At 63.8% G+C, this 22,303-nt stretch carries 25 protein-coding genes and 1 pseudogene; 6 read left to right on the plus strand and 20 right to left on the minus strand.

What is annotated here, in order from left to right; translation table 11 throughout:
- Genes cyoE through LJ655_RS20705 form a run of 4 tightly spaced genes read right to left on the minus strand, consistent with a single transcriptional unit; the run spans position 1 to position 3,486 of the window.
- Positions 1-906, minus strand: coding sequence for a heme o synthase (cyoE, locus tag LJ655_RS20690; protein ID WP_230563083.1), 906 nt, complete (start codon positions 904-906; stop codon positions 1-3).
- Positions 907-911: 5 nt separating this feature from the next.
- Complete coding sequence (locus LJ655_RS20695) at positions 912-2,021, minus strand: COX15/CtaA family protein (RefSeq protein WP_230563084.1); 1,110 nt, start codon at positions 2,019-2,021, stop codon at positions 912-914.
- A 22-nt stretch (positions 2,022-2,043) separates the two neighbouring features.
- Complete coding sequence (locus LJ655_RS20700; protein ID WP_230563085.1) at positions 2,044-2,718, minus strand: SCO family protein; 675 nt, start codon at positions 2,716-2,718, stop codon at positions 2,044-2,046.
- A 51-nt stretch (positions 2,719-2,769) separates the two neighbouring features.
- Entirely contained in the window at positions 2,770-3,486 is a 717-nt protein-coding gene (locus LJ655_RS20705) for an SURF1 family protein (RefSeq protein WP_230563086.1), read from the minus strand.
- Positions 3,487-3,597: 111 nt separating this feature from the next.
- On the opposite strand from LJ655_RS20705, the gene LJ655_RS20710 reads away from it, so the two are divergent.
- Positions 3,598-3,807: a twin transmembrane helix small protein gene (locus LJ655_RS20710; RefSeq protein WP_018434718.1), complete on the plus strand. Its 210-nt coding sequence runs from the start codon at positions 3,598-3,600 to the stop codon at positions 3,805-3,807.
- Between the two features lie 122 nt (positions 3,808-3,929).
- On the opposite strand, the gene LJ655_RS20715 is transcribed toward LJ655_RS20710, so the two are convergent.
- The 8 genes from LJ655_RS20715 to LJ655_RS20750 form a co-directional block, all read right to left on the minus strand.
- On the minus strand, positions 3,930-4,787 hold the full coding sequence (locus tag LJ655_RS20715; protein WP_230563087.1) for a cytochrome c oxidase subunit 3: 858 nt from the start codon (positions 4,785-4,787) through the stop codon (positions 3,930-3,932).
- Between the two features lie 125 nt (positions 4,788-4,912).
- A complete protein-coding gene (locus LJ655_RS20720) occupies positions 4,913-5,122 on the minus strand; it encodes a DUF2970 domain-containing protein (protein ID WP_230563088.1) in 210 nt (69 codons plus the stop codon).
- A 49-nt stretch (positions 5,123-5,171) separates the two neighbouring features.
- Positions 5,172-5,798, minus strand: coding sequence for a cytochrome c oxidase assembly protein (locus LJ655_RS20725; protein ID WP_230563089.1), 627 nt, complete (start codon positions 5,796-5,798; stop codon positions 5,172-5,174).
- Positions 5,799-5,840: 42 nt separating this feature from the next.
- Positions 5,841-5,975 carry a cytochrome oxidase small assembly protein gene (locus tag LJ655_RS20730; protein WP_217710909.1) on the minus strand — a complete coding sequence of 45 codons (135 nt, stop codon included), beginning with the start codon at positions 5,973-5,975 and terminating at the stop codon, positions 5,841-5,843.
- 123 nt (positions 5,976-6,098) lie between these two features.
- On the minus strand, positions 6,099-7,712 hold the full coding sequence (gene ctaD / locus LJ655_RS20735) for a cytochrome c oxidase subunit I (protein WP_230563090.1): 1,614 nt from the start codon (positions 7,710-7,712) through the stop codon (positions 6,099-6,101).
- 44 nt (positions 7,713-7,756) lie between these two features.
- Positions 7,757-9,364 (minus strand): cytochrome c oxidase subunit II, encoded by a 1,608-nt coding sequence (coxB, locus tag LJ655_RS20740; RefSeq protein WP_230563091.1) that lies wholly within the window; start codon positions 9,362-9,364, stop codon positions 7,757-7,759.
- Between the two features lie 63 nt (positions 9,365-9,427).
- Entirely contained in the window at positions 9,428-9,904 is a 477-nt protein-coding gene (locus tag LJ655_RS20745) for a DUF2244 domain-containing protein (RefSeq protein WP_230563092.1), read from the minus strand.
- Between the two features lie 394 nt (positions 9,905-10,298).
- Complete coding sequence (locus tag LJ655_RS20750) at positions 10,299-11,264, minus strand: methyltransferase domain-containing protein (protein WP_230563093.1); 966 nt, start codon at positions 11,262-11,264, stop codon at positions 10,299-10,301.
- A gap of 166 nt (positions 11,265-11,430) precedes the next feature.
- Between LJ655_RS20750 and LJ655_RS20755 the strand changes: the two genes are divergently transcribed.
- Positions 11,431-12,132: a phosphoribosyltransferase family protein gene (locus LJ655_RS20755; protein ID WP_268991603.1), complete on the plus strand. Its 702-nt coding sequence runs from the start codon at positions 11,431-11,433 to the stop codon at positions 12,130-12,132.
- Positions 12,133-12,150: 18 nt separating this feature from the next.
- Positions 12,151-12,621, plus strand: a complete 471-nt coding sequence (gene trmL / locus LJ655_RS20760; RefSeq protein ID WP_230563095.1) for a tRNA (uridine(34)/cytosine(34)/5-carboxymethylaminomethyluridine(34)-2'-O)-methyltransferase TrmL — start codon at positions 12,151-12,153, stop codon at positions 12,619-12,621.
- On the opposite strand, the pseudogene LJ655_RS20765 reads toward trmL, so the two are convergent.
- The 5 genes and pseudogenes from LJ655_RS20765 to LJ655_RS20785 all read right to left on the minus strand — a co-directional run.
- Positions 12,594-12,893 (minus strand): annotated as a pseudogene (locus LJ655_RS20765) (macro domain-containing protein); the annotation flags it as partial. The gene trmL and the pseudogene LJ655_RS20765 sit on opposite strands and share 28 nt — an antisense overlap.
- Positions 12,894-12,998: 105 nt before the next feature.
- Entirely contained in the window at positions 12,999-13,997 is a 999-nt protein-coding gene (locus LJ655_RS20770) for an NAD(P)H-dependent glycerol-3-phosphate dehydrogenase (protein WP_230563096.1), read from the minus strand.
- Positions 13,998-14,018: 21 nt separating this feature from the next.
- The gene (secB, locus tag LJ655_RS20775) at positions 14,019-14,495 is read right to left on the minus strand and encodes a protein-export chaperone SecB (protein ID WP_230563097.1); all 477 of its coding nucleotides are present in this window, start codon (positions 14,493-14,495) and stop codon (positions 14,019-14,021) included.
- 150 nt (positions 14,496-14,645) lie between these two features.
- Positions 14,646-14,906, minus strand: a complete 261-nt coding sequence (grxC, locus tag LJ655_RS20780) for a glutaredoxin 3 (protein WP_230563098.1) — start codon at positions 14,904-14,906, stop codon at positions 14,646-14,648.
- Entirely contained in the window at positions 14,903-15,328 is a 426-nt protein-coding gene (locus tag LJ655_RS20785) for a rhodanese-like domain-containing protein (protein ID WP_230563099.1), read from the minus strand. Before LJ655_RS20785 ends, grxC begins: the two co-directional genes overlap by 4 nt.
- Positions 15,329-15,465: 137 nt before the next feature.
- Between LJ655_RS20785 and gpmA the strand changes: the two genes are divergently transcribed.
- The 3 genes from gpmA (at position 15,466) to LJ655_RS20800 (ending at position 18,976) form a co-directional block, all read left to right on the plus strand.
- A complete protein-coding gene (gpmA, locus tag LJ655_RS20790; protein WP_230563100.1) occupies positions 15,466-16,212 on the plus strand; it encodes a 2,3-diphosphoglycerate-dependent phosphoglycerate mutase in 747 nt (248 codons plus the stop codon).
- A 198-nt stretch (positions 16,213-16,410) separates the two neighbouring features.
- Complete coding sequence (locus LJ655_RS20795) at positions 16,411-17,994, plus strand: S41 family peptidase (protein WP_230563101.1); 1,584 nt, start codon at positions 16,411-16,413, stop codon at positions 17,992-17,994.
- A 223-nt stretch (positions 17,995-18,217) separates the two neighbouring features.
- A complete protein-coding gene (locus LJ655_RS20800) occupies positions 18,218-18,976 on the plus strand; it encodes a HesA/MoeB/ThiF family protein (RefSeq protein WP_230563102.1) in 759 nt (252 codons plus the stop codon).
- 80 nt (positions 18,977-19,056) lie between these two features.
- Here LJ655_RS20800 and ptsP read toward each other — a convergent pair whose 3' ends face one another.
- From ptsP to LJ655_RS20815, 3 genes are all read right to left on the minus strand, one after another.
- Complete coding sequence (gene ptsP, locus LJ655_RS20805; protein WP_230563103.1) at positions 19,057-20,802, minus strand: phosphoenolpyruvate--protein phosphotransferase; 1,746 nt, start codon at positions 20,800-20,802, stop codon at positions 19,057-19,059.
- A 371-nt stretch (positions 20,803-21,173) separates the two neighbouring features.
- A complete protein-coding gene (locus LJ655_RS20810; protein ID WP_085482323.1) occupies positions 21,174-21,443 on the minus strand; it encodes an HPr family phosphocarrier protein in 270 nt (89 codons plus the stop codon).
- A gap of 124 nt (positions 21,444-21,567) precedes the next feature.
- On the minus strand, positions 21,568-22,095 hold the full coding sequence (locus LJ655_RS20815) for a PTS sugar transporter subunit IIA (RefSeq protein WP_230563104.1): 528 nt from the start codon (positions 22,093-22,095) through the stop codon (positions 21,568-21,570).
- Positions 22,096-22,303: the final 208 nt, after the last annotated feature.

Genomic DNA, 22,303 nt, shown 5'->3' on the forward strand with positions numbered 1-22,303 from the left:
TTAGGCACCGATCACGACGCGCGCGTAGTGGTCGATCAGCAGCGCGGCGAATAGCAGCGACAGATAGACGATCGAATAACGGAAGGTCTTGCGCGCGAGATTGTCCGAATACTCGCGGTAAATCTTCCACGCGTAGGCGAGAAACACGGCGCCGAGCAGCACCGCCGACGCGAGGTACACGACGCCGCTCATGCCGGAGATAAACGGCATCAGCGTGACCGCGAACAGGATCAAGGTGTAGAGCAGGATATGCAGACGCGTGTACTTCTCGCCGTGCGTGTTCGGTAGCATCGGCAGGCCGGCGTTTTCATAGTCTTTGCGGCGATACAGCGCGAGCGCCCAGAAATGCGGCGGCGTCCACACGAAGATGATCAGCACCAGAATCCACGCGTCGCCGGGCACGTGGCCGGTCACCGCGGCCCAGCCGAGCGCCGGTGGCATCGCGCCCGAGGCGCCGCCGATCACGATGTTCTGCGGCGTGGCGGGCTTCAGCAACAGCGTGTAGATGACCGCATAGCCGACGAACGTGGCCACCGTCAGCCACATGGTCAGCGGATTGGCGAACGTGTACAGCGTCCACATGCCGAGGCCGCCGAGAACGGCCGAGAACAGCAGGATCTGCGCGGTGGAGATTTCGCCGCGCGCGGACGGACGCCACGACGTGCGGCGCATCTTCGCGTCGATCTGCTGCTCGACGAGGCAATTGATTGCGAACGCGGCACCGGCCAGAAGCCAGATGCCGACGGTGCCGCCGATCAGCACGGTCCACGGCACCATGCCCGGCGTTGACAGGAACATGCCGATGACCGCGCAGAATACCGCAAGCTGCGTCACGCGCGGCTTGGTCAGGGCGAGATATTGGGAGACCCGGCTTCCGGGCGTCTGGGAGAGTGTGGTGCTGTCCATGTGAGTCACGCTGGCGCGGCGTCGCGCGCAGGAATCGCGGCGTGGCCGGGACGGCTATAAGCGATCCGAAAGTTTAACATAACGAGCAGAAGCAGCAGGATCGCGGCCCCGCCGTTGTGGGCTACCGCAATCGGTAATGGCCACTGCAGCACGATATTCGACAGTCCGGTGATGAACTGGATCAGCACCACCAGCAGCACCCCGTTCGCGGGCCGGCGCAACGACTCGAAGCGGCGCATCTTCAACGCGAACCACACCAGGTAGGCGATCACGACGAACGCGAACGTGCGATGCGTCCAGTGAATCGCGACCAGCGCGTCCTGCGTGATCACGTCGCCATCGCCGGTCATGCCGAGCGCGCGCCACAGATGGAAGCCGTGCGCGAAGTCCATCGGCGGGATCCACTGACCGTTGCAGGTCGGGAAGTCGGTGCAGGCGAGCACCGCGTAGTTTGTGCTGACCCAGCCGCCGAGCGCGATCTGCAGCACAAGCAGCGCAAGGCCCGCGAGCGCCGCGACGCGCCAGCGCGCGGTTTCGGGCTCGTAGGCGGGAAGCGGCGTCAAGCGCGCGGCGAGCCAGCCGAGCGTGCCGAGCAGCGCGAGGCCGAGCAACAGATGCGTGGTCACGATGATCGGCTGCAGCTTCATCGTCACGGTCCATGCGCCGAACGCGCCCTGCACGACGATCAGCAGCAGCAGCGAGGTCGGCCACCACGGCGACACGTGCAGCGGCCGACGCTTGATCCGCGCCGTCCACGCGATGACCGTCTGCGCGATGATCAGCACGCCGATCGCCATCGCGAAATAGCGGTGGATCATTTCGATCCAGGCCTTCGTCATGCTGACGGGGCCGCTCGGCATCGCCTGATAGGCGGCGGAGATCGCGGCGTGCGCAATGAACGGCGACGACGTGCCATAGCAGCCGGGCCAGTCCGGGCAGCCGAGGCCCGAGTCGGTGAGGCGCGTAAAGCCGCCGAACATCACGAGATCGAGTGTCAGGAAGGTGGTGAGCCAGACCAGCTTGCGGAATTTGTTGTCGTCGGCCTTGACCCACACGTAGGACAGCGGCAACAACGCGATACACAAGCCGATCAGGCCCAGTTGCAATACGAACATCTTGTTTACCCAGGTTGCGGCGTCAGCCGATGGTCGACCACTTGAGCAGCTTGGTCACGTCGCCCTTGATCTTGCTCGGATCCGCGTCTTTCGGGAAACGCATCATCAGATTGCCGTTCGGATCGACCAGGTAGATGTGGTCGGTGATCTGCGTGCCGGTGTCGGCCGGCAGCCAGGCGGCGACCTGCTGCGGATCGGCGATCAGCATGTCGGTGTTGGGGTAGGCAGTTTTTATCACATCGGCGACCTTGCCTGCATCGGTGCGCAGCCACACTTCCACGACGCGCTCGCGTTCCGGGCCCTGAGCTGCGCGGATTTGCCGCATGAAGTAGAGCTTCGTCGCGCAGGCTTTGTCGCACGCGCTGCTATCGACCGAGATCATCAGCCAGCGTCCGCGCAGCGAGTCGAGCTTCAGCGGCTTGCCGTCCGCGCCGGTGACCACGAGCGAGCCGGGGATGGGCCGCTGCGGCTCGATCAGCGCGCCGTAGTTCGTGCTGCCTCCGGTCGGTTTCACGACGTAGTACATGAAGTACGAGATCGCGATCGGCGCTGCGCAGATCACCGCGAGCAGCAGCAGCACCCAGCGGCCGCGGCGCCACGAGCCCGGGCCGTTCGGCTGGCCGGGAATTGCTTTGGCCGCTGCGGCTTTACCGGTGGGTTTGGCAACTTCGGGCGAACGGGGAGTTTGATTCGACACTACGGAACCTCTATCAATGTTTCGGCGGCGGCGCGCCGCGCCTTCGCTTCCTCACGCGCCCGGCGCGTGTTCTCTTTTGCCCGCGCGGCGTGCCGCATACAGACCGAACCCGAGCGCGGCAGCGGCCATGCCCCACCATTGCAGCATGTAGCCGTAGTTGCGCTCGACACCTGTGGTCGGCGCGGGCCAGTCGCGCACCAGGCCGTCGCCGGCGGCGCCGGTTTGCTGGATTACGAACGTCTGCAGCGGCAGCCCGGTCTCGGCGGCGTACGCGGCGACATCGAGATTCTGCCGGATCAGCCGATGCGGGGCCGAGCCACCCTCTCCGAGCTCGAACGCGCGCGTCGCGTCGGCGCGCGCAATCCCTTCGATTTCGACCTCGCCCGACGGCGTCGTGTACGGCGCGATGGTCTCGCGACTGCTCAGGTTACGCGGCAGCCAGCCGCGATTGACGAGCACGTACCCGCCGCCGGCGAGTTTAAAGGGCATGACGACGTAAAAGCCCGGCCGATCGTTATATGGACGATTGTCGAGGTACACCACCTTGTCCGCGACGAAACTCCCGCGCGCCTTCACACGATGAAACTCGACGTCTTTCAGCGGGAGCGGCGCCGCGCTGACCGGCAGCGCGGGCGCGTTCTCGAACTGGGTCATGCGCGCCTCGAGAGCTTCCTTCTGATGCGCGCGATCGCGCTGCCAGAAACCAAGCCGCACCGTCACGACGACGACCAGCAGGATCAGCAGCGCGGGAATCAGGCGAATCTTCATTGCAGGGGCTCCGGCATCGCGTTCAGGGTTCCCCAGACCATACGGCAGACGCTCGCGCGCGGTGCGATAATGAACATGTTGCCGCGGCGCATTCCGGTTTCAGTTGGTTCCATGCACATTATCGTTCCCATCGCCTTTGCTCTGATCATCGCCAGCATGGTGTCGGCGCTGTATTTCATGATGCACGACAAAGGCAAGACCAAGCGGATGGTCTGGTCGCTCGCCACGCGAGTGGGCCTGTCGATCTCCCTGTTCCTGTTCATCCTGTTCGCGTACTGGATGGGCTGGATTCAGTCGACCGGGATTCCGTACGGGCGCTGACGCTCGCGCATGAGTCGCCGGCGGATACCGTCAGCGGCAAATTTTCCTCATCGCCAAATAAAACGCCGCCCCGATAGGTCGAGGGCGGCGCTGCATTCAGCCTTGCATGCTGCTCGTGCGCTTTACAGCCAGTACACGACGACGTACAGACCGAGCCAGACGACGTCGACGAAGTGCCAGTACCAGGCCGCGCCTTCGAACGCGAAGTGATGTTCCGGCGTGAAGTGGCCGCGGATCAGACGCACCATCACGACGGCGAGCATCGTGCCGCCGAGGAACACGTGAAAGCCGTGGAAGCCGGTCAGCAGAAAGAACGTCGAACCGTAGATGCCAGAAGCGAGCGTCAGGTTCAGCTCCTTGTACGCGTGGAAGTACTCGAAGCCCTGCAGGAACAGGAAGGACACCCCCAGCACGAGCGTCGCCGCGAGCCACCCGATCGCCTTTCTGCGATGGTTGTCGCGCAGCGCGTGGTGCGACACCGTCAGCGTCGCGCCCGACGACAGCAGCAGCGCCGTGTTGATGGTCGGCACCGGCCACGGCTGCATCGACTTGTAGACGCCCACCAGCTCGGCCGGGCCGTTGTTCGGCCACACCGCCGTGAAGTCCGGCCAGATCAGCTTGTAGTCGAGGCTGCCGAGCTGATGCATCGCGATTTCGCGCGCATAGAACAGCGCGCCGAAGAATGCGCCGAAGAACATCACTTCGGAGAAGATGAACCAGCTCATGCTCCAGCGGTACGAGCGGTCGACGTTCTTGCCGTACATGCCGCCTTCCGACTCGGCGATCGCGTCGCCGAACCAGTGCCACAGCGTAAAGAGCAGCCACAGCAGACCGACGAGCACGCCGAGCGGCGCCCACGTGTGGTCGTTGATCCAGGCCGCAAGCGATCCGAGCATGACCAGCAACCCGGTAGCGGCGCTGATCGGATGCCGCGACGGATGCGGTACGAAGTAGTACGGGCTCTCGTTTTGACCGCTCATTCTTGATTCTCCACTTCAGTCCAGTTGTTCCGGAATCTCCGGCTGTATCTTCGGCGACGCGTCGATACCGCACCGCTTCTCTCTAATTCGTGGGCTCCGCCCTGCCGCCATGCCCCGCTACTGCCCTAACCTACCACGAGGCGCACCACCAGAATCAGCACCCCGATCAGGACCGCCGCGCCGATCAGCGCCGCCACGATCACATGCAGCGGGTTGAGCTGCGTGGCGTCTGCTTCGAGATCGCGGCGCTTGCGCACGCCGAAAAACGACCAGAACACCGCACGCATCGACTGACCGAAACTGCTCTTGCGCGGACTGCCGCCGTTCTCGTTCATTTCGCTTCGTCTTCCTCTGTCGTTCGCGGCTCGCGCCGTCAAACCCGCCTCAGGCCGGCTTCGCCGGAGTCGCCGCCGCGTTGGCCGTTGCATTGGCCTTCGATCCCGTGTCATCCGCACTCGCCGCCGCCGGCGTGTTCAACTCGAAAAAAGTGTACGACAGCGTGATCGTCTTCACGTCCTTGGGCAACTTCGGGTCGACCACGAACACCACCGGCATCCGCTTCGTCTCGTTCGCGTTCAACGTCTGCTGCGTGAAGCAGAAACACTCGATCTTCCTGAAGTACTCGGTGGCCTGCTTCGGCGCGTAGCTCGGAATGGCCTGCGCACGGATCGGGCGCGACCGCTCGTTGCTGACGTCGTACATGACCGTCGTCACTTCGCCCGGATGCACGTCGAGACTGCGCTGCTCCGGCTTGAAACCCAACAGTCCGCGCGCGTTCGCATCGAATTCGATCGAAATCGTGCGGTTCATGTCGACCTGCGTATTCCTCGCCTCGCGCGCTGATACGTCGCGCTGCACGAGATTGTTGACGCCGGTGATCTGGCAGATGGCGCGATACATCGGCACCAGCGCGAAACCGAAACCGAACATCATCAAAGCGACGACGCACAGCTTGATCAGCATCGAACGGTTGAAAGAGCGGTCGGCCCCGGCCGGCGGTTGCGTCGACATCCGAATCCTTAACAAACCTGCAAACAGACTGCGAAGGCGGCGTTAGCTGAACCAGCACTGCTTCAGAATGACGCTCGCGAAAAACACCGCGGCAATCGCGAACATCACCAACCCTATCCGCCGGTTACCCGCGCGAATCTGCTCTGGCGTACGTCTTTCCTGTGGATTGCGCGTCATGCTCGACTTTCTGAATACTGTTCTTGACTGGCGAGGCCGCCTCGGGACAGTCGCCTCGCGAAGCGCCCGGTTCCAGGTGCGGTATCTCCTGCCGTCGGAACCCGGCGCCTCGTCGGGAGAGGCTTACTCGACGGTCGGCGGATGCTCGAACGTATGGAACGGAGCCGGGCTCGGCACGGTCCACTCGAGGCCCATTGCGCCGTCCCACGGCTTGTCGCCCGCTTCGACGAGTTCACCGCCGCCGCGATAAGCCGGCAAGGCCACCGCGAACAGGAAGTAGACCTGCGACAGACCGAAGCCGAATGCGCCGATCGAGATCACCTGGTTCCAGTCGGTGAACTGCGCCGGGTAGTCCGCATAGCGACGCGGCATACCCGCGAGACCGACGAAGTGCATCGGCAGGAACGCGAGGTTGAAGAAGAACATCGACGCCCAGAAGTGGATCTTGCCGCGCGTTTCGTTGTACATCCAGCCGGTCCACTTCGGTGCCCAGTAGTACCACCCGGCGAACAGCGCGAACAGCGACCCCGCCACCAGAACGTAGTGGAAGTGCGCGACCACGAAATAGGTTCCGTGATACTGGATGTCGAGCGGCGCCATGGCGAGCATCAGACCCGAGAGGCCACCGAACGTGAACACGATCAGGAAGCCGACCGCGAACAGCATGGGCGTTTCGAAGGACAGCGAACCGCGCCACATGGTCGCGACCCAGTTGAACACCTTCACGCCCGTCGGCACCGCGATCAGCATCGTCGCGTACATGAAGAACAATTGGCCCGTGACCGGCATGCCGGTCACGAACATGTGGTGCGCCCAGACCATGAACGACAGGATCGCGATCGATGCCGTTGCATACACCATCGAGCTATAGCCGAACAGCGGCTTGCGCGAGAACGCCGGTATCACCTGCGAGACGATCCCGAACGCCGGCAAGATCATGATGTACACCTCGGGGTGCCCGAAGAACCAGAAGATGTGCTGGTACATGACTGGGTCGCCGCCGCCCGCCGCGTTGAAGAACGACGTGCCGAAGTGACGATCGAACAGCACCATCGTGATCGCGCCCGCGAGAACCGGCATCACGGCGATCAGCAGGTATGCGGTGATCAGCCAGGTCCACACGAACATCGGCATCTTCATCAGCGTGAGGCCGGGTGCGCGCATGTTCAGGATCGTCACGACGATGTTGATACCGCCCATGATCGATGACGCACCCATCAGGTGGACCGCGAAAATCGCGAAGTCCATGCCGGGGCCCATCTGCGTCGAGAGCGGCGCATAGAGCGTCCAGCCCGCGGCGGTCGCGCCGCCCGGCGAGAAGAACGAACCGACCAGCAGCACCGCCGCGACCGGCAGCAGCCAGAAGCTGAAGTTGTTCATTCGCGCGAAAGCCATGTCCGATGCGCCGATCTGCAGCGGCACCATCCAGTTCGCGAAGCCGACGAACGCCGGCATGATCGCGCCGAACACCATGATCAGCCCGTGCATGGTGGTCAACTGATTGAAGAACTCCGGACGCATGATCTGCAGACCTGGCTCGAACAGTTCGGCACGGATCATCAGCGCCATCACGCCCCCGGACAGGAACATGGTGAACGAGAAGATCAGGTACAGCGTACCGATGTCCTTGTGGTTGGTCGCGAACAGCCAGCGACGCCAGCCATGTGGTGTTGCGTGGGCATGGTCGCCGTGCACGTGTTCGTGGCCCGCGACTACATCGTGTCCGATGCTAGACATGACAATCTCCTAGAGCGAATTCTGCGGTGCTGACCCTGAACACGTCAGGCTGCCGGGCTGATCTGAACGCGGCGGGCTTCCTTCGCGTCCGTGCCGCCGGTGATCGTTTCCGGCTTCTTCAAAATGATGTGGTCTTCGGCAATGCCGGCTGCTTTCAGCGCGTCGCGCACGGCTTCGGCACGACTCTTCGCGAGCTGCGCGTTGAGCTCGGCGGAGCCGGTTGCGTCGGTGTAGCCCGACAGCGTGAATTTCGCATCCGGATGAGCCTTCGCGTAGGCGGCGGCCGCGTCGACCGCCGTTTTCGCGTCGGCCGGCAGCGTGCTCTTGCCGGTATCGAAATAGATGCTCGCCGGCAGCGTGGCCGCGGCGTTGTCGGTCGCAGCCGGCGCGGCAGCCGCTTGCGCATCCGATCCCGCAGCGGCGCCGCTTGCCGCGGCACCCGCGTTGGCCAGATGATCGCCGCCTTCCGGCAGCTTGCCGTTGCGTGCGTCAGCGACCTGCCGCGGCTGGAGGATGTCGCCCGTGTGGTTGCCCCACGAGTTACGTTCGTACGTAATCACCGATGCAATCTCGACGTCGTTCAGCGTCGGCGCCCACGAAGGCATCGCGTTCTTGCCCTTCAGCACGAGGCTCACGTGCCCCGCGAGCGGGCCATTGGCGATCTTGCTGCCGTCGAGCGCCGGGAATGCGCCTGCGCCCTTGCCGGTCGGCTGGTGGCAGACCGCGCAGTTCGCCGCGTAGACTTTGCCGCCGCGCTCCATCAGCTCGGCCATCGTGTAGGTCTTGTTCGGATCGTCCTGGCCGGCGGCCATTTTCTTCTTCTGCTCGTCGACCCACTTCGCGTAGTCGTCGGTCGACAGCACCTCGACGACCACCGGCATGAACGCGTGTTCCTTGCCGCACAGTTCGGTGCAGAAGCCGCGGAACGTGCCCGTGCGGTTAGCCTTGAACCACGTGTCGCGCACGAAGCCCGGAATCGCGTCCTGCTTCACGCCGAAAGCCGGCACGTACCAGGAGTGGACCACGTCGTTCGCGGTGGTGATGATGCGGATTTTCTTGTCGACCGGCACCACGAGCGGGTTGTCGACTTCCTGCAGATAGAGCGTGGAGATCGGCTCGCGGCCTTCGGTTTGCGCGCGCGGCGTGGAGAGCGTGGACAGGAAGCCGATGCCCTCGCCCGGGCCCTTCACGTAGTCGTAGCCCCACTTCCACTGGTAGCCGGTGACTTTGATCGTGAGGTCGGCGTTCGAGGTGTCCTTCATCGCGACGACGGCCTTGGTGGCGGGCAGCGCCATCAGCACGACGATGATGAACGGTACGATCGTCCAGATGATTTCGACGGTGGTGCTTTCGTGGAAATTGGCTGCCTTGTGGCCCTTCGATCTGCGGTGCGCGAAGATCGAATAGAACATCACACCGAACACACCGACGAAGATCACGGCGCACAGGCCCAGCATGAACATGTGGAGGTTGAACAGCTCCTCGGCGATTTTCGTTACAGGCGGCTGAAGGTTGATCGCGTTGACGGCAGGGCCGCCCGGAGCATCGCCCACTGCCAGGGCGGCGCCGGCGAAAAGCAGTCCGCTCGTCGCCAGCACGCTCATGAGCGCTCGCTTGATTGTTTTCATAGCATCCTTACCCAAATTTTCCATTCAAACCCCTCGACCCCGCTGGCAACGTGCGCGCCCCCTTGAACGCCGCGTGTCCGGCACCATCTAGCAACGTGCCAGCCACAAACGCAGTTCGCCTGCGAACTGCGCGCGCCGATTCTGCGCGAGATGTTGCCCGATCATGATCGTCTGCCCGCGCGAGACCAGCTTGATCTGATCGCGCGGCGTTGCACCCGGCTCTATCCGCACCCAGCGCGGATTGAATTCGAACTGTGTAATCTGCTCGGCGCTGACCTGCTCGATCACGAGCCGGTTCGGAAACAACCGGATGCGCTCGTAATCGACAGCATGACGCGCATAAATTGCAAACGCGATACCTACCGCCAGCAACTCGATTCCGGTGAACGGCAAGACCAGCCAGGCGCCGACCAGAACCAGCGTGAAAGCAATTGCCAACGGGAACAACGCAAGCGACACGTAAAGGCAGACGAACTGCCGCGGCGATATCGCACAGTTGCGCTTCATGATCCAGTCCCTGAGGACCGGCTCTGAATCCGCCAGCAGATGATCTGATGCGCCCATCGCTGCCTCCTGCGATTCGTCGCGTCCGGCCTGCCTTCTTTTACTTCCGGATGCATCTCGAGGCCGTCGCTCGTGCCCCTGCCTTCAGCACCATTCGCGACCGCGCCAACTCCCACCGCATCACTTCATATTGCAGCCCTGCGCCTCGGGTTTTCCATGTCAGATAGGGAAACTCGGGCGACAAACTGACGCATTATAGGCGCGATCCATAGCATCGACAAGCAAGCGCCGATCGGCCCGCAAGCCATATGCGACAAGCCTTCGCGCCATTTTGCCGGGCGTTTTGAGGCTCCTTTGGAGGGCAAATCCCAGGCACGGCAGATGTCCTCTTTACCGCATCAGCAACACGTCAATCGTTCCCCCGACAGGCAGCCGATGACACCGCCGCAATCTGCTACCCACGCTTCGCCCGACCCCGCCCGATGTCCTCGAGCCGCACGATGCCATGTCCTTCGGCCGTGGTGCGCGGCACGGCCTTCCACGCGTGTCCGTAGATCACCTCGAAGGTCAGCGCGATCGTGCCGTCGGCGCGCCGACGCGCTTCGAGCGCGGCAAGCAGGGCCTTGTGCAACCGGCGTTCGAACGCGCCGTCGCGCGCGTCGCGCTCGAACGGATACGCGCCCCAGCGGCGCACGTCCGCAAGCAGCGACTCGGGCGACTTGTAGGTAATCGTGAGCGTCTCCTGGTCCATCACCGGAATCTCGAAGCCCGCCTCGACGAGCATGTCGCCGAGATCGTGCATGTCGACGAAGTCGATCACGTGCTTGCGCGACGCGACGCCGTGCGCGGCCTCGATCTCGGCGTAGGCACCGCGCAGTTCCTTCAGGGTATCGGGGCCGAGCGTGCTGAACATCAACAGGCCGTTGACCTTCAGCACGCGCTGCCATTCGGGAAAGACGAGGTCGGGGCGCGAGTGCCAGTGCAGCGCGAGGTTGGACCAGATGAATTCGAATGCGCCGGCCGCGAACGGCAGCGCGGAGAAATCGGCCTGAGCGAAGCGCGGGCCGCGTGTGCCGAGCGCCTTGCCGAGCGAGGCAGGAAGAAAGCGCCGCCAACTGGTGTCGCCGGCGTCGTGACGCAGCGCACGCGAGAGCATGCCGTGCGACAGGTCGGTGCCGAACACGGGTGCTTCGGGAAAGCGCTCGCGCAATGCGGGGACGTCCTCGCCCGCGCCGCAACCCGCGTCGAGCACGCTCGAGGGTGCCACCTTGATGTAATCGAGACGCTCGCGCATGCGCTGCGCGATCTCGCGCGGCAGGAACGCAACCTCGTCGAAGGTGGCGGCGCGACGGTCGAAAATGCGCCTGAGGCGCCGTGAATCGTAGGCCGGACGGCCAGATTGAGCGGATGTTGGGGACATGTGTGTCGTGCTGGCGTGAGCTCGAAGTATACTCGTTCGCTCCCCGCCATTCAGCGTGAACGGCCTTTACCCACGCCCACCCGTGCGATTCCAGTCATTTTCTTCGTCCTGTCGCAATCAGGTCGCGCGCTTTGCGCGAGGTCTGCATCCGGCATGGCAGCGTGCCTTGAACGCCGCGCTGCCGAACCTGTGCGCGTTATGCGGCAATTTGTCGCATAAGACCTTGTGCGATGGTTGCGATGCGGCCTACTGGAATGAGCACCGCCTGCGCTGTACCGTCTGCGCGGAGCCGTTGCCGGCCTCACGCTGGATCGCGGGTGCGCTGTATCGCTGCGCGGATTGCGTTTCCGAGCCGCCGTCGTTCGACGCGAGCTTCGCGCTCGCCGACTATCGCGCGCCGCTCGATACGCTCGCAGTCGGCCTCAAATTTCGCGCGCGGCTGATGCTCGCGCGCGACTTCGCGCAACGACTCGCACGGCTCGCAGAGGACAACTGGCACGACGCGGCGGAGCGGCCCGACGTGATCGCGCCAGTGCCGCTCGCCGGGCGCCGCCTCGTCGAGCGCGGCTACAACCAGGCCTGGCAGATCGCGCGGCCGCTCGCTCGTGCGCTCGGCGTGCGCAGCGACGCGACGCTGCTCGAACGAACGCTCGACACCGCGCCGCAATCGCGCCTCCATCTCGATGCGCGCCGGCAGAACGTCAGCCGCGCGTTTCGCGTCACGCGCACGGTGCGCGGCCTGCACGTCGGCCTCGTCGACGATGTGATGACGAGCGGCGCGACGCTCGAAGCGCTAGCGCAGACGCTGAAGGCCGCCGGCGCGCGGCGGGTCACGAACTTCGTCGCGCTGCGCACTCCGAAAAACTAGCTTTTATGTGGTCTCATTATGTTCAACGTCGTTCTCGTCGAACCCGAAATTCCGCCGAACACCGGCAACGTGATTCGCCTGTGCGCGAACACCGGCGCCCGGCTGCACCTGATCGAGCCGCTCGGCTTTCCACTCGACGACGCCAGGATGCGGCGCGCGGGCCTCGACTATCACGAGTACGCGGAAATGAATGTGCATGCCGATTGGGACGCGTTCATCGCAAAGGAAACACCCGACCCATCGCGCATGTTCGCGTTCACGACGCGCGGCTCGGGTCGTTTTCACGACCATGCGTTTCACCCCGGCGACTGGTTCGTGTTCGGTGCCGAAACGCGCGGCCTGCCCGGCGCGGTGCTCGAGCGTTTTCCAAATGAACAGCGTGTGCGCCTGCCGATGCGTCCCGGCAACCGCAGCCTCAATCTGTCGAACACGGTGGCGGTCGTGGTGTTCGAAGCGTGGCGTCAGGCCGGGTTCGAAGGCGGCGCCTGACGGCGTTCGAGTTCGGCCTCGTAACGCGCGAGCATCGCGTCGTCGAAACACGCGAACGTCACATGCTTCACGCCCGGTGTGCGCGGCAACGTTTCGAGCACGGTTGCGACCGCGATGCACACCGCTGCATCGGCAGGGAAGCGGTAGATGCCGCAGCTTATCGCTGGAAAGACAATGCTCGTGCAACGCGTATCGTGCGCGACTTCGAGCGAGCGCTGATAGCACGAAGCGAGCAGGTCGGCTTCGCCATGCGCGCCACCGCGCCACACTGGATGGGCATGAGTACCCCGCTGATCCGAGCCTCGATAACGAGGTGGACAGCCAGGCGAGGCAGCCGTTCAACGCGAATTGGCGCTAAACGGCTGAGGGAAAAGGCTTTATTCGGCCTTCGAGTCGCGTCGCAGTAGCGCACTGACTGCATCGCGCGGCGCGACGCCGTCGAACAGGACTGCGCAGACCGCTTGCGTGATCGGCATTTCGATCGCGTGAGCGCGTGCGATCGAGAGTACCGCCTGCGCACAACGCACGCCTTCGGCCACGTGACCGAGCCCGCCGAGGATGTCGTCGAGCGTGCGGCCCGTCGCGAGTTGCAGTCCCACGGTGCGGTTGCGCGACAGATCGCCAGTTGCGGTCAGGATCAGATCGCCGAGACCGGTCAGCCCGGTAAAGGTTTCCGCGCGACCACCAAGCGTCACGCCGAGGCGCGACATTTCGGCGAGCCCGCGCGTAACCAGCGCCGCGCGTGCGTTGAGGCCGAGGCCGAGGCCATCGGCGATGCCCGTGGCGATGGCCAGCACGTTCTTCACCGCGCCGCCCACTTCGACGCCGACGACGTCGTCGCCGGTATAGATGCGCATCGCGCCATGATGGAACGCCGCGACCGTGCGTTCGCGGCAGGCCGCCGACGCGCTCGCGATCGTCAACGCAACCGGCAGCCCCTGCGCGACTTCGCGCGCGAAGCTCGGCCCGGACAGCACGCCGTTGCTCGCATGTTCGGGCAATTCCGCCCCGACCGCCTGATGCGGCAACAGCTGCGAATCGGCTTCGAACCCCTTGCACAGCCACACGATATGCGCGGGCACTTTGCCCGCATCGCGCATCGCGCGCAACAGACCGCGCAGCCCGGCCACGGGAGTCGCGATCACGCACAGCGCGTCGTCGGCGAGCGCGTGATCGAGCGCCGCGCCGAGATCCGCCTCGTAGCGAAGCGCGGGCGGCAGCGCGATGCCCGCCAGATAGCGGGCGTTTTCATGCGAAATGGAAAGCTCGGCGATGAGCGCGGACTCGCGCGCCCACAACACCGTGTCGTGCCTTAAGGCCAGATGGCCGGCGAGAGCGGTGCCCCATGCGCCGGCGCCGAGAACGGCAACCTTCATAGCCGGCACTCCTTGCGGCACTTAGTGCTTGACACCGGTTTGCGCGGCGCCGTCCTGCTGGGCCGCGGTCATTTGCGCGAGACGCTGCTCGTAGAGCGCCTGGAAATTGATCTCGGCGAGATGGATCGGCGGGAAGCCGGCGCGGGTGATCGCGTCGGCGATGTTCGAGCGCAGGTACGGGAACAGGATGGTCGGGCAGGCGATGCCGACGAGCGGATCGATCTGCTCGGCCGGAATGTTACGGATGTCAAAAATTCCGGCCTGCTTTGCTTCGATGAGGAATGCAACCTTGTCCGACACCTTGGCCGTAACAGTACCCGTCACGAGAATTTCGAACACGGATTCGGCGAGGCGCTCGGCCTTCACGTCGACTTCGACTTCGACCGACGGCATTTCCTGCTCGAGGAAGATGGCCGGTGAATTCGGCTGCTCGAGCGACATGTCCTTCAGATAGATGCGCTGGATGTTGAAGAACGGCTGGTTATTCTCGTCGGACATGATGGTGATTCCCTGATAGGTATGCGTGGTGGCGGCCGATGCACGCATGGGCCGCCGGATTGTTGCGCCGGCTCGCGCACTCCACGAGGAACGCGCACGCGCCGGCTCGTCGAGAGGTCCGCCCGCTCGCGCGGCGCGAAACGCGCGAACTCAGGCTGCTTGGAGCAGCGGCGTCAGACCGCCCGCGCGATCGAGCGCGGACAGGTCATCATAGCCGCCGACATGCGTCTCGCCGATGAACACTTGCGGCACCGTGCGACGACCGGTCCGGGTCATCATCTCCTCACGGCGGGCTGGGTCCTTGTCGATCAGTACTTTCTCGACGTGCTCGACGCCGCGCGACTTTAAAAGACGTTCGGCCATCTGGCAATACGGGCACACCTGGGTGCTGTACATGATCACTTTATTCACTTGGCTGCTCCTTGTTTCACGACCGGCATACCGGCCTTCTGCCAGGCGTCGACGCCGCCCTCGAGAACATGGACTTCCGCGTATCCCGCTTCCTGCACGATACGCGCGGCCTTGTTCGACTGCTGGCCGGTTTGACACACCAGCAGCACCGGGTTGCTCTTGTTCTTCGCGAGTTGCGCGACCTTCGCCTGCAACTCCCCAAGTTCGAAATGCCGTGCCGAGGGCAGGTGCCCCTTGGCGTAATCGGCGGACGGCCGCAGATCGACGACCACCGCGTTGCGCCGGTTGATCAGTTGGGTGGCCTCAGCGGCGGACAGGCCGCCACGTCCACGCCGGCTGATGGTCGGCCACAGCAGCAACCCACCGGAGATAAGGACGATTGCGATCAGTACAAGGTTTGTGTAATCGGTGAAAAACTTCACGGAGGATCCGCCGGAAAGAGAGAAATCGAAAAGGTCAACGTGACCATTATAAAATAACCGTTTGACGCGATGGCGGCGCGCCGCTAGAGGCGCCGCGCAGCGCGAGTCCGCTTCCTTACTACCGACCGGCAATTCTCATGTACAAACTCGTTCTCATCCGCCACGGCGAATCGACGTGGAACAAGGAAAACCGCTTTACCGGCTGGGTCGACGTCGACCTCACCGAGCAGGGCAACCTCGAGGCACAGCAGGCGGGCGTGCTGCTCAAGGAATCCGGCTACACGTTCGACATCGCGTACACGTCGGTGCTCAAGCGCGCGATCCGCACGCTGTGGCACGTGCAGGACAAAATGGATCTGATGTACCTGCCCGTCGTGCATTCGTGGCGCCTGAACGAGCGCCACTACGGAGCGCTGTCGGGTCTGAACAAGGCCGAAACCGCCGCGAAGTTCGGCGACGAGCAGGTGCTGATCTGGCGCCGCAGCTACGACACGCCGCCGCCCGCTCTCGAGCCGACCGACGAGCGCGCGCCGTACGCCGATCCGCGCTACGCCAAGGTGCCGCGCGAGCAGTTGCCGCTCACCGAGTGCCTGAAAGACACGGTCGCCCGGGTGCTGCCGCTGTGGAACGAATCGATCGCGCCGGCCATCAAGTCGGGCCGCAGCATCCTGATCGCCGCTCACGGCAACTCGATCCGCGCACTGGTCAAGTACCTCGACAACATCTCGGATAGCGATATCGTCGGCCTCAATATTCCGAACGGCGTGCCGCTCGTCTATGAACTCGACGAAAACCTCAAGCCGATCAAGCACTACTATCTCGGCGACCAGGACGCGATCGCGAAGGCGCAAGCCGCCGTCGCCAGCCAGGGCAAGGCGGGCTGATAGCGCGTTTCCAGGCGCGGCCCCGCGGCACGAAAACGGGCGGGGCCACCCGATGCGAGCCGGATCGCACGAACCAGGACCTTCCCGTACTGTCGAACCACGATTGCCTGCAGCGCGCCCTCAGCGGGCGGGTGCAGTTATACTTGTCCGTCCAATCTTTATCGACGCTGCCACGCGCTTCCGACCGCAACAGACTCTATGCGAAAGAACCTGAAAAATATCGGCCTGATCGCCGCGGGCCTTGCTACCGGTGTCCTTGCCACCCTGCAATTCTCCGCCTCGGCCCAGCAACCCGCTAGCGCTGCGGCCGCCCCGCTGCCGCTAGACCAGCTCAGGCTCTTTGCCGAAGTGTTCGGGCAGATCAAGCACGAATACGTCGAACCGGTCGACGACAAGAAGCTCCTCACCGCCGCGATCAAGGGCATGGTGTCTAGCCTCGACCCGCACTCGTCGTACCTCGACAAGACCGATTACGAGGAACTGCAGGAGCAGACCAAGGGCCGCTTCGCGGGCCTCGGCATCGAAATTTCGTCGGAAGACGGGCTGATCAAGGTGATTTCGCCGATCGAAGACACGCCCGCGTTCCGCGCCGGCATCCGTCCGGGCGACCTGATCACGCGTATCAACGACAAGCCCGTGCGTGGCATGACGCTCGACCAGGCGGTCAAGCAGATGCGCGGCGAACCCGGCACCAAGGTCACGCTGACCATCTTCCGCAAGACCGATGACCGCACGTTCCCGCTCACCGTGACGCGCGCGATCATCAAGGTGCAGTCGGTCAAGGGCAAGATCGTTGCGCCGGGCTTCGCCTACGTGCGCATCACGAGCTTCCAGGAGCGCACCACGCCCGATCTCGCGGCCAAGCTGCAGGATCTCGCGCGCCAGGAGCCGAACCTGAAGGGCCTCATCCTCGATCTGCGGAATAACGGCGGTGGTCTGCTGCAAAGCGCGGTCGGCGTCGCGGGCGCGTTCCTGCCGCCCAATTCGGTGGTGGTGTCGACCAACGGTCAGATTCCGGATTCGAAGCAGATCTACCGCGACACCTACGATAACTACCGTCTGCAGTCGTTCGACAGCGATCCGTTGAAGGACGTCCCGGCCATCTTCAAGACGGTGCCGATGATCGTGCTGACCAACGCGTACTCGGCGTCGGCGTCGGAAATCGTCGCCGGGGCGTTGCAGGACCAGCACCGCGCGCTGATCCTCGGCAAGACGACGTTCGGCAAGGGCTCGGTGCAAACCGTGCGGCCCATGACGGCCGAAACCGCGCTGCGCCTGACCACCGCGTACTACTACACGCCGAGCGGCCGTTCGATCCAGAACAAGGGCATCCGCCCCGACCTTCCGGTCGATCAATACGCAGAAGGCGATCCGGACGACGCACTCGTGACCCGCGAAGTCGACTACTCGAATCACCTTGCGAACACGCAGGATCCGAACGAGAAGAAGGAAGCCGAGCAACGAGAACAGGAGCGCATGGAGCAACTGCGTCAGCTCGAAGAGCAGAACGACAAGAAGACGCCGGAACAGCGCCAGAAGGAACGCGACCGCAAACCGGTCGAGTTCGGTTCGGCCGACGACTTCATGCTGCAACAGGCGGTCGGCAAGCTCGAAGGCAAGCCGGTTCAGGAATCGAAGTCGTTGATGGAACGCCGTCTGGCGCAGAACAAGCCGGGCACATCGGCCTCCGCACCGGTCGCGGTGAAGCCGACGCAACCGGTGCCCGGCGCATCGGCACCGGTATCGGCTTCGGCACCGGCATCGGCTCCTGCCGGCAAATAAGCAGCCGAATAAGCATTAACCCGCGCGTGTCTTCGCAACGCGATAGTTTGCGAAGACACGCCGCAACAGTTTCGGCGCAATTCGCCGCATTGCCGGCGGTATGTCACGCCGAGCCGCAGCAAGCCCCCTCCTCGCGCGATTAAAATATCAGCACGAATACGCGCCGCAGGCTCCCGGTCTGCCTCTCCTTGCGCGACATAGCGACACACTCACGCGCCCCGCCATGAACGACGATCAACTCCTTCGCTACTCTCGCCATATCCTCGTCGACGAAATCGGCATCGAGGCGCAGCAGCGTTTTATCGACGCCCACGCGATCATCGTTGGTGCGGGCGGGCTCGGTTCGCCAGCCGCACTGTATCTCGCGGCGGCGGGCGTCGGCCGTCTGACGCTGGTCGATGCCGATAGCGTCGATCTCACCAACCTGCAGCGGCAGATCCTGCACGTGAGCGCGTCGGTTGGACGCAGGAAAGTCGAGTCAGGCCGCGACATGCTCGCGCAGATCAATCCCGAGGTCGTCGTCACCGCAGTAGCCGAGCGCGTCGACGATGCGTGGCTCGATCGCGAGGTGCCGCACGCGAGCGTCGTGCTCGATTGCACCGACAACTTCGCGACGCGTCACGCGATCAACCGCGCGTGCGTCAAGCATCGCGTGCCGCTCGTGTCGGGCGCGGCGCTGCGCTTCGACGGCCAGATCAGCACCTTCGATTTCCGCAACGAAACGTCGCCGTGCTACGCGTGCGTATTTCCCGAAGACCAGCCGTTCGAGGAAGTCGCGTGCTCGACGATGGGCGTATTCGCGCCGACGGTCGGCATCATCGGGTCGATGCAGGCGGCCGAAGCGCTGAAGGTGATCGGCGAAATTGGCACGCCGCTCGTGGGCCGCCTGACGATGCTCGATTCGCTGAGGATGGAGTGGAACACGATGCGCATCGGGCGTCAGCCGGATTGTCCGGTGTGCGGCCACGCGCACGGGTCCTGAGCCTGGCTCCGCGCCAATAAGAAAAACGCCGCACACGTGCGGCGTTCCGTTCAACGAGGCGCGGACAAAGCGCCTCGGATTCAAACCAGCGCGACGCGCTTGAGCGCCGCCTGCACCTCTTCCGGCTCGAACGAAGCCAGCACGTCGGCAACCGGCTTCTCCAGCGTCTTCAGATGAGAGCGCAGCACCTCCTGCTTGACCTCGAGCAACTGGCTCGGATGCATCGAAAACTCGGTCAGGCCCATGCCGAGCAACAGACGCGTCAACGCCGGATCGCCCGCCATCTCACCACACACCGACACGGGCACGCCCGCGCGCTTCGCCTCGCGCAGCGTGAACGCGATCAGATGCAGCACCGCCGGATGAAGCGGGTCGTACAGATGGGCGACCGCGTTGTCAGCGCGATCTATCGCAAGCGTGTACTGGATCAGATCGTTGGTGCCGATCGACAGGAAATCGAGCCGCTTGAGAAACAGCGGCAACGCGATCGCGGCGGCCGGTATTTCGATCATCGCGCCGATCTGCACGTTCGGATCGTAGGCGATGCCCGCGTCGTCGAGTTGGCGCTTGGCTTCGCGGATCAGATCGAGCGTCTGGTCGATTTCCTGCGCGTGCGCGAGCATCGGAATCAGGATCTTCACCTTGCCGAACGCCGACGCGCGCAGGATCGCGCGCAGCTGCGTGAGGAACATCTGCGGCTCGGACAGGCTCCAGCGAATCGCGCGCAAGCCGAGCGCCGGATTCGCGGCGGTCTCGTAGCCGTCGCCGCCGCCCATCGAATCGAGCGGCTTGTCGGCGCCGACATCGATGGTGCGAATCGTGACCGGCAAGCCGTTCATCAGCTCGACGGCACGCCGATATGCGCCGAACTGCTCCTCCTCTTCGGGCATCCGGTCCTTGTGATTCATGAACAGGAATTCGGTGCGGAATAGACCCACGCCGGTCGCGCCCGATTCGATCGCCGCGCGCGCGTCGTCCGGCAGTTCGATGTTCGCGCACAGTTCGATGCGCGTGCCGCACAACGTTTGCGTCGGCGAGAACTTGAGCCGTTGCAGCTTGCGCTGCTCCAGTTCCTTCTCGCTTTGCCGGTACGAGTATTCCTCGAGCACGATCGGCGCGGGATCGACGATCACGATGCCGTGGTCGCCATCGACGATGATCAGGTCGTCCTGGCGGATCAGCGCGCTCGCATGTTGCACGCCGACCGCGGCCGGTATGCCGAGGCTGCGCGCGACGATCGCGGTGTGTGACGTACGTCCGCCGAGATCGGTGACGAAGCCCTGGAACGTTTGCGTTTTGAACTGCATCATGTCGGCCGGCGCGATGTCGTGCGCGACGACGATCATCTCGTCGCATGCGCCATGCACGTTGTCGGCAATGCCCGTCGCGCCCGCGAGCGCCTTCAGCACCCGCTCGACGACCTGCTCGATGTCAGCCTTGCGCTCGCGCAGGTATTCGTCTTCGATATCGTCGAAATGGCGCGACAGACGCTCGAGCTGTTCAGTCAGCGCCCACTCGACGTTGTAGCGGCGCGTGCGGATCAGGTCGATGGTTTCCTGAACGAGCATCGCGTCGTTCAGGATCATCGCGTGAACGTCGATGAACGCGCCCATTTCGCTGGGAGCATCCGCGGCGAGATCGGCGCGCAGCGTGTCGAGTTCTTCATGCACGCGACGCTGAGCCGCGCGAAAACGCTCGACCTCGCCTTCGATCCGGGCAGGTTCGATCAGATAGTGGTCTACGTCGAGTGCTGCCGGGGCGATCAGATAGGCCCGCCCGATGGCGATACCGCGTGACACGGGAATTCCATGCAGCGTGAATGACACGCGCACCTCCTCTAGTTGTGTAATGCCGCGGCAAACCGCTGCAATGCTCTCAGACTGTACTGGGCATTATAAATTCCGTGCCTTTTTGAAGTATGCCTGGGGTGTGTGCAGCGCAACACGAATTATCGTAATCGGGCGTTCATCGGTGCCCCAATGCCTCGTTTAATATACGTCGCGCTAAATATATGGTTTAAACATTAAAAACGCATGTCGCCTTAAGGACTCTTTCCAATGGCCTTCGCGCCGCTTCTGCATCTCTTTGATGCCGATTAGCACGCCGCCTGGTATGGCATTCAAATGTCGACGGCGAAAAAAAGCCGCGAACTCGGCCGCGGCTTTTTTCCGGTTAGTCGATTGCCAGACGAATGGCTTTATTGGCCCTCGCCGAATTTATCGGCGATCAGTTTCAGCAGCGCGTCCATCGCATCCTTTTCGTCGGCGCCTTCAGTTTCAATCAGCACGGTACTGCCGATGCCGGCGGCCAGCATCATCACGCCCATGATGCTCTTTGCGTTGATACGGCGGCCGTTGCGGCTCATCCAGATTTCCGCCTGGTAATTGCCTGCGAGTTGCGTCAACTTGGCCGACGCGCGTGCGTGCAGCCCCAGCTTGTTCACAATAGTCGTTTCCTGTTGCAGCATGTGATGGTCCGAAGCGCGGTGAATGAAATGGTGAAAGGTGAAACTGCAAAGCCGTTCCGATGCGATTGAAGCCGTTTTCGAGCCGCTCGAATCTGTCGATACCTTGCGCGCCAACCGGCCCGATCTACAGGCCGGCCGCGTCCGTCTTTTGCGTCAGATCGGCATCGGCCGGCAACGCGGGAATACAGTCGCCGGGCGCCGCGTCGGGCGGCAGCGCCGCCACGCAATCGGCCGCGCAAACCGGCGGCGCGACCAGTTCCGGCGTCGCCGGTCCGATCGCGTGCACGCCCTTGGTCGCGCCGGCGAGCGCCTTGTCGACGAGCGTGTCGAGCGGAGTCGCGCGATAGCAGACCGCGCGCACGAGCATCGGCAGATTGACGCCGCACAGCACCCGCACGTCCGGGATGTTGGCGAGCCGGCCCGCGATGTTGGCCGGTGTCGCGCCGAACATGTCGGTCAGCACGAGCGCGCCGTTCTCTTCCCTCAGCCGCTCGATTTCCAAATTCGCGAACGCGACGACCTGCGCGGGATCGCAATCCGGCGACACGTCGATCACGCCGATACGCGCCGGCAAACCGCCATAGATGTGGGAAATGCAATCGCGCAACGCGGTGGCGAATGGAGCGTGCGCAACGATCAGAATGCCTGCCATATCAGCCTTGCTGCAAAAGAACGGCCCCAAACCGTGAACCGGGACTCGAGCCCGGTTCGTCACCGCCCCGGACCGGCCGTGGGTCGCAAGGGAGGGGATGCATCGTCAGGAGAGCGGGCATTGTAACAGGCCCATTTTCGCGCCAAACCCGACGGCGCGCTCGATTCCGATTTACTGCACAGATTGGGGTCGCAGCCGGCCAATCAAG

The sequence above is a fragment of the Paraburkholderia translucens genome (assembly GCF_020881035.1).
GTDB classification, from domain to species: domain Bacteria; phylum Pseudomonadota; class Gammaproteobacteria; order Burkholderiales; family Burkholderiaceae; genus Paraburkholderia; species Paraburkholderia translucens.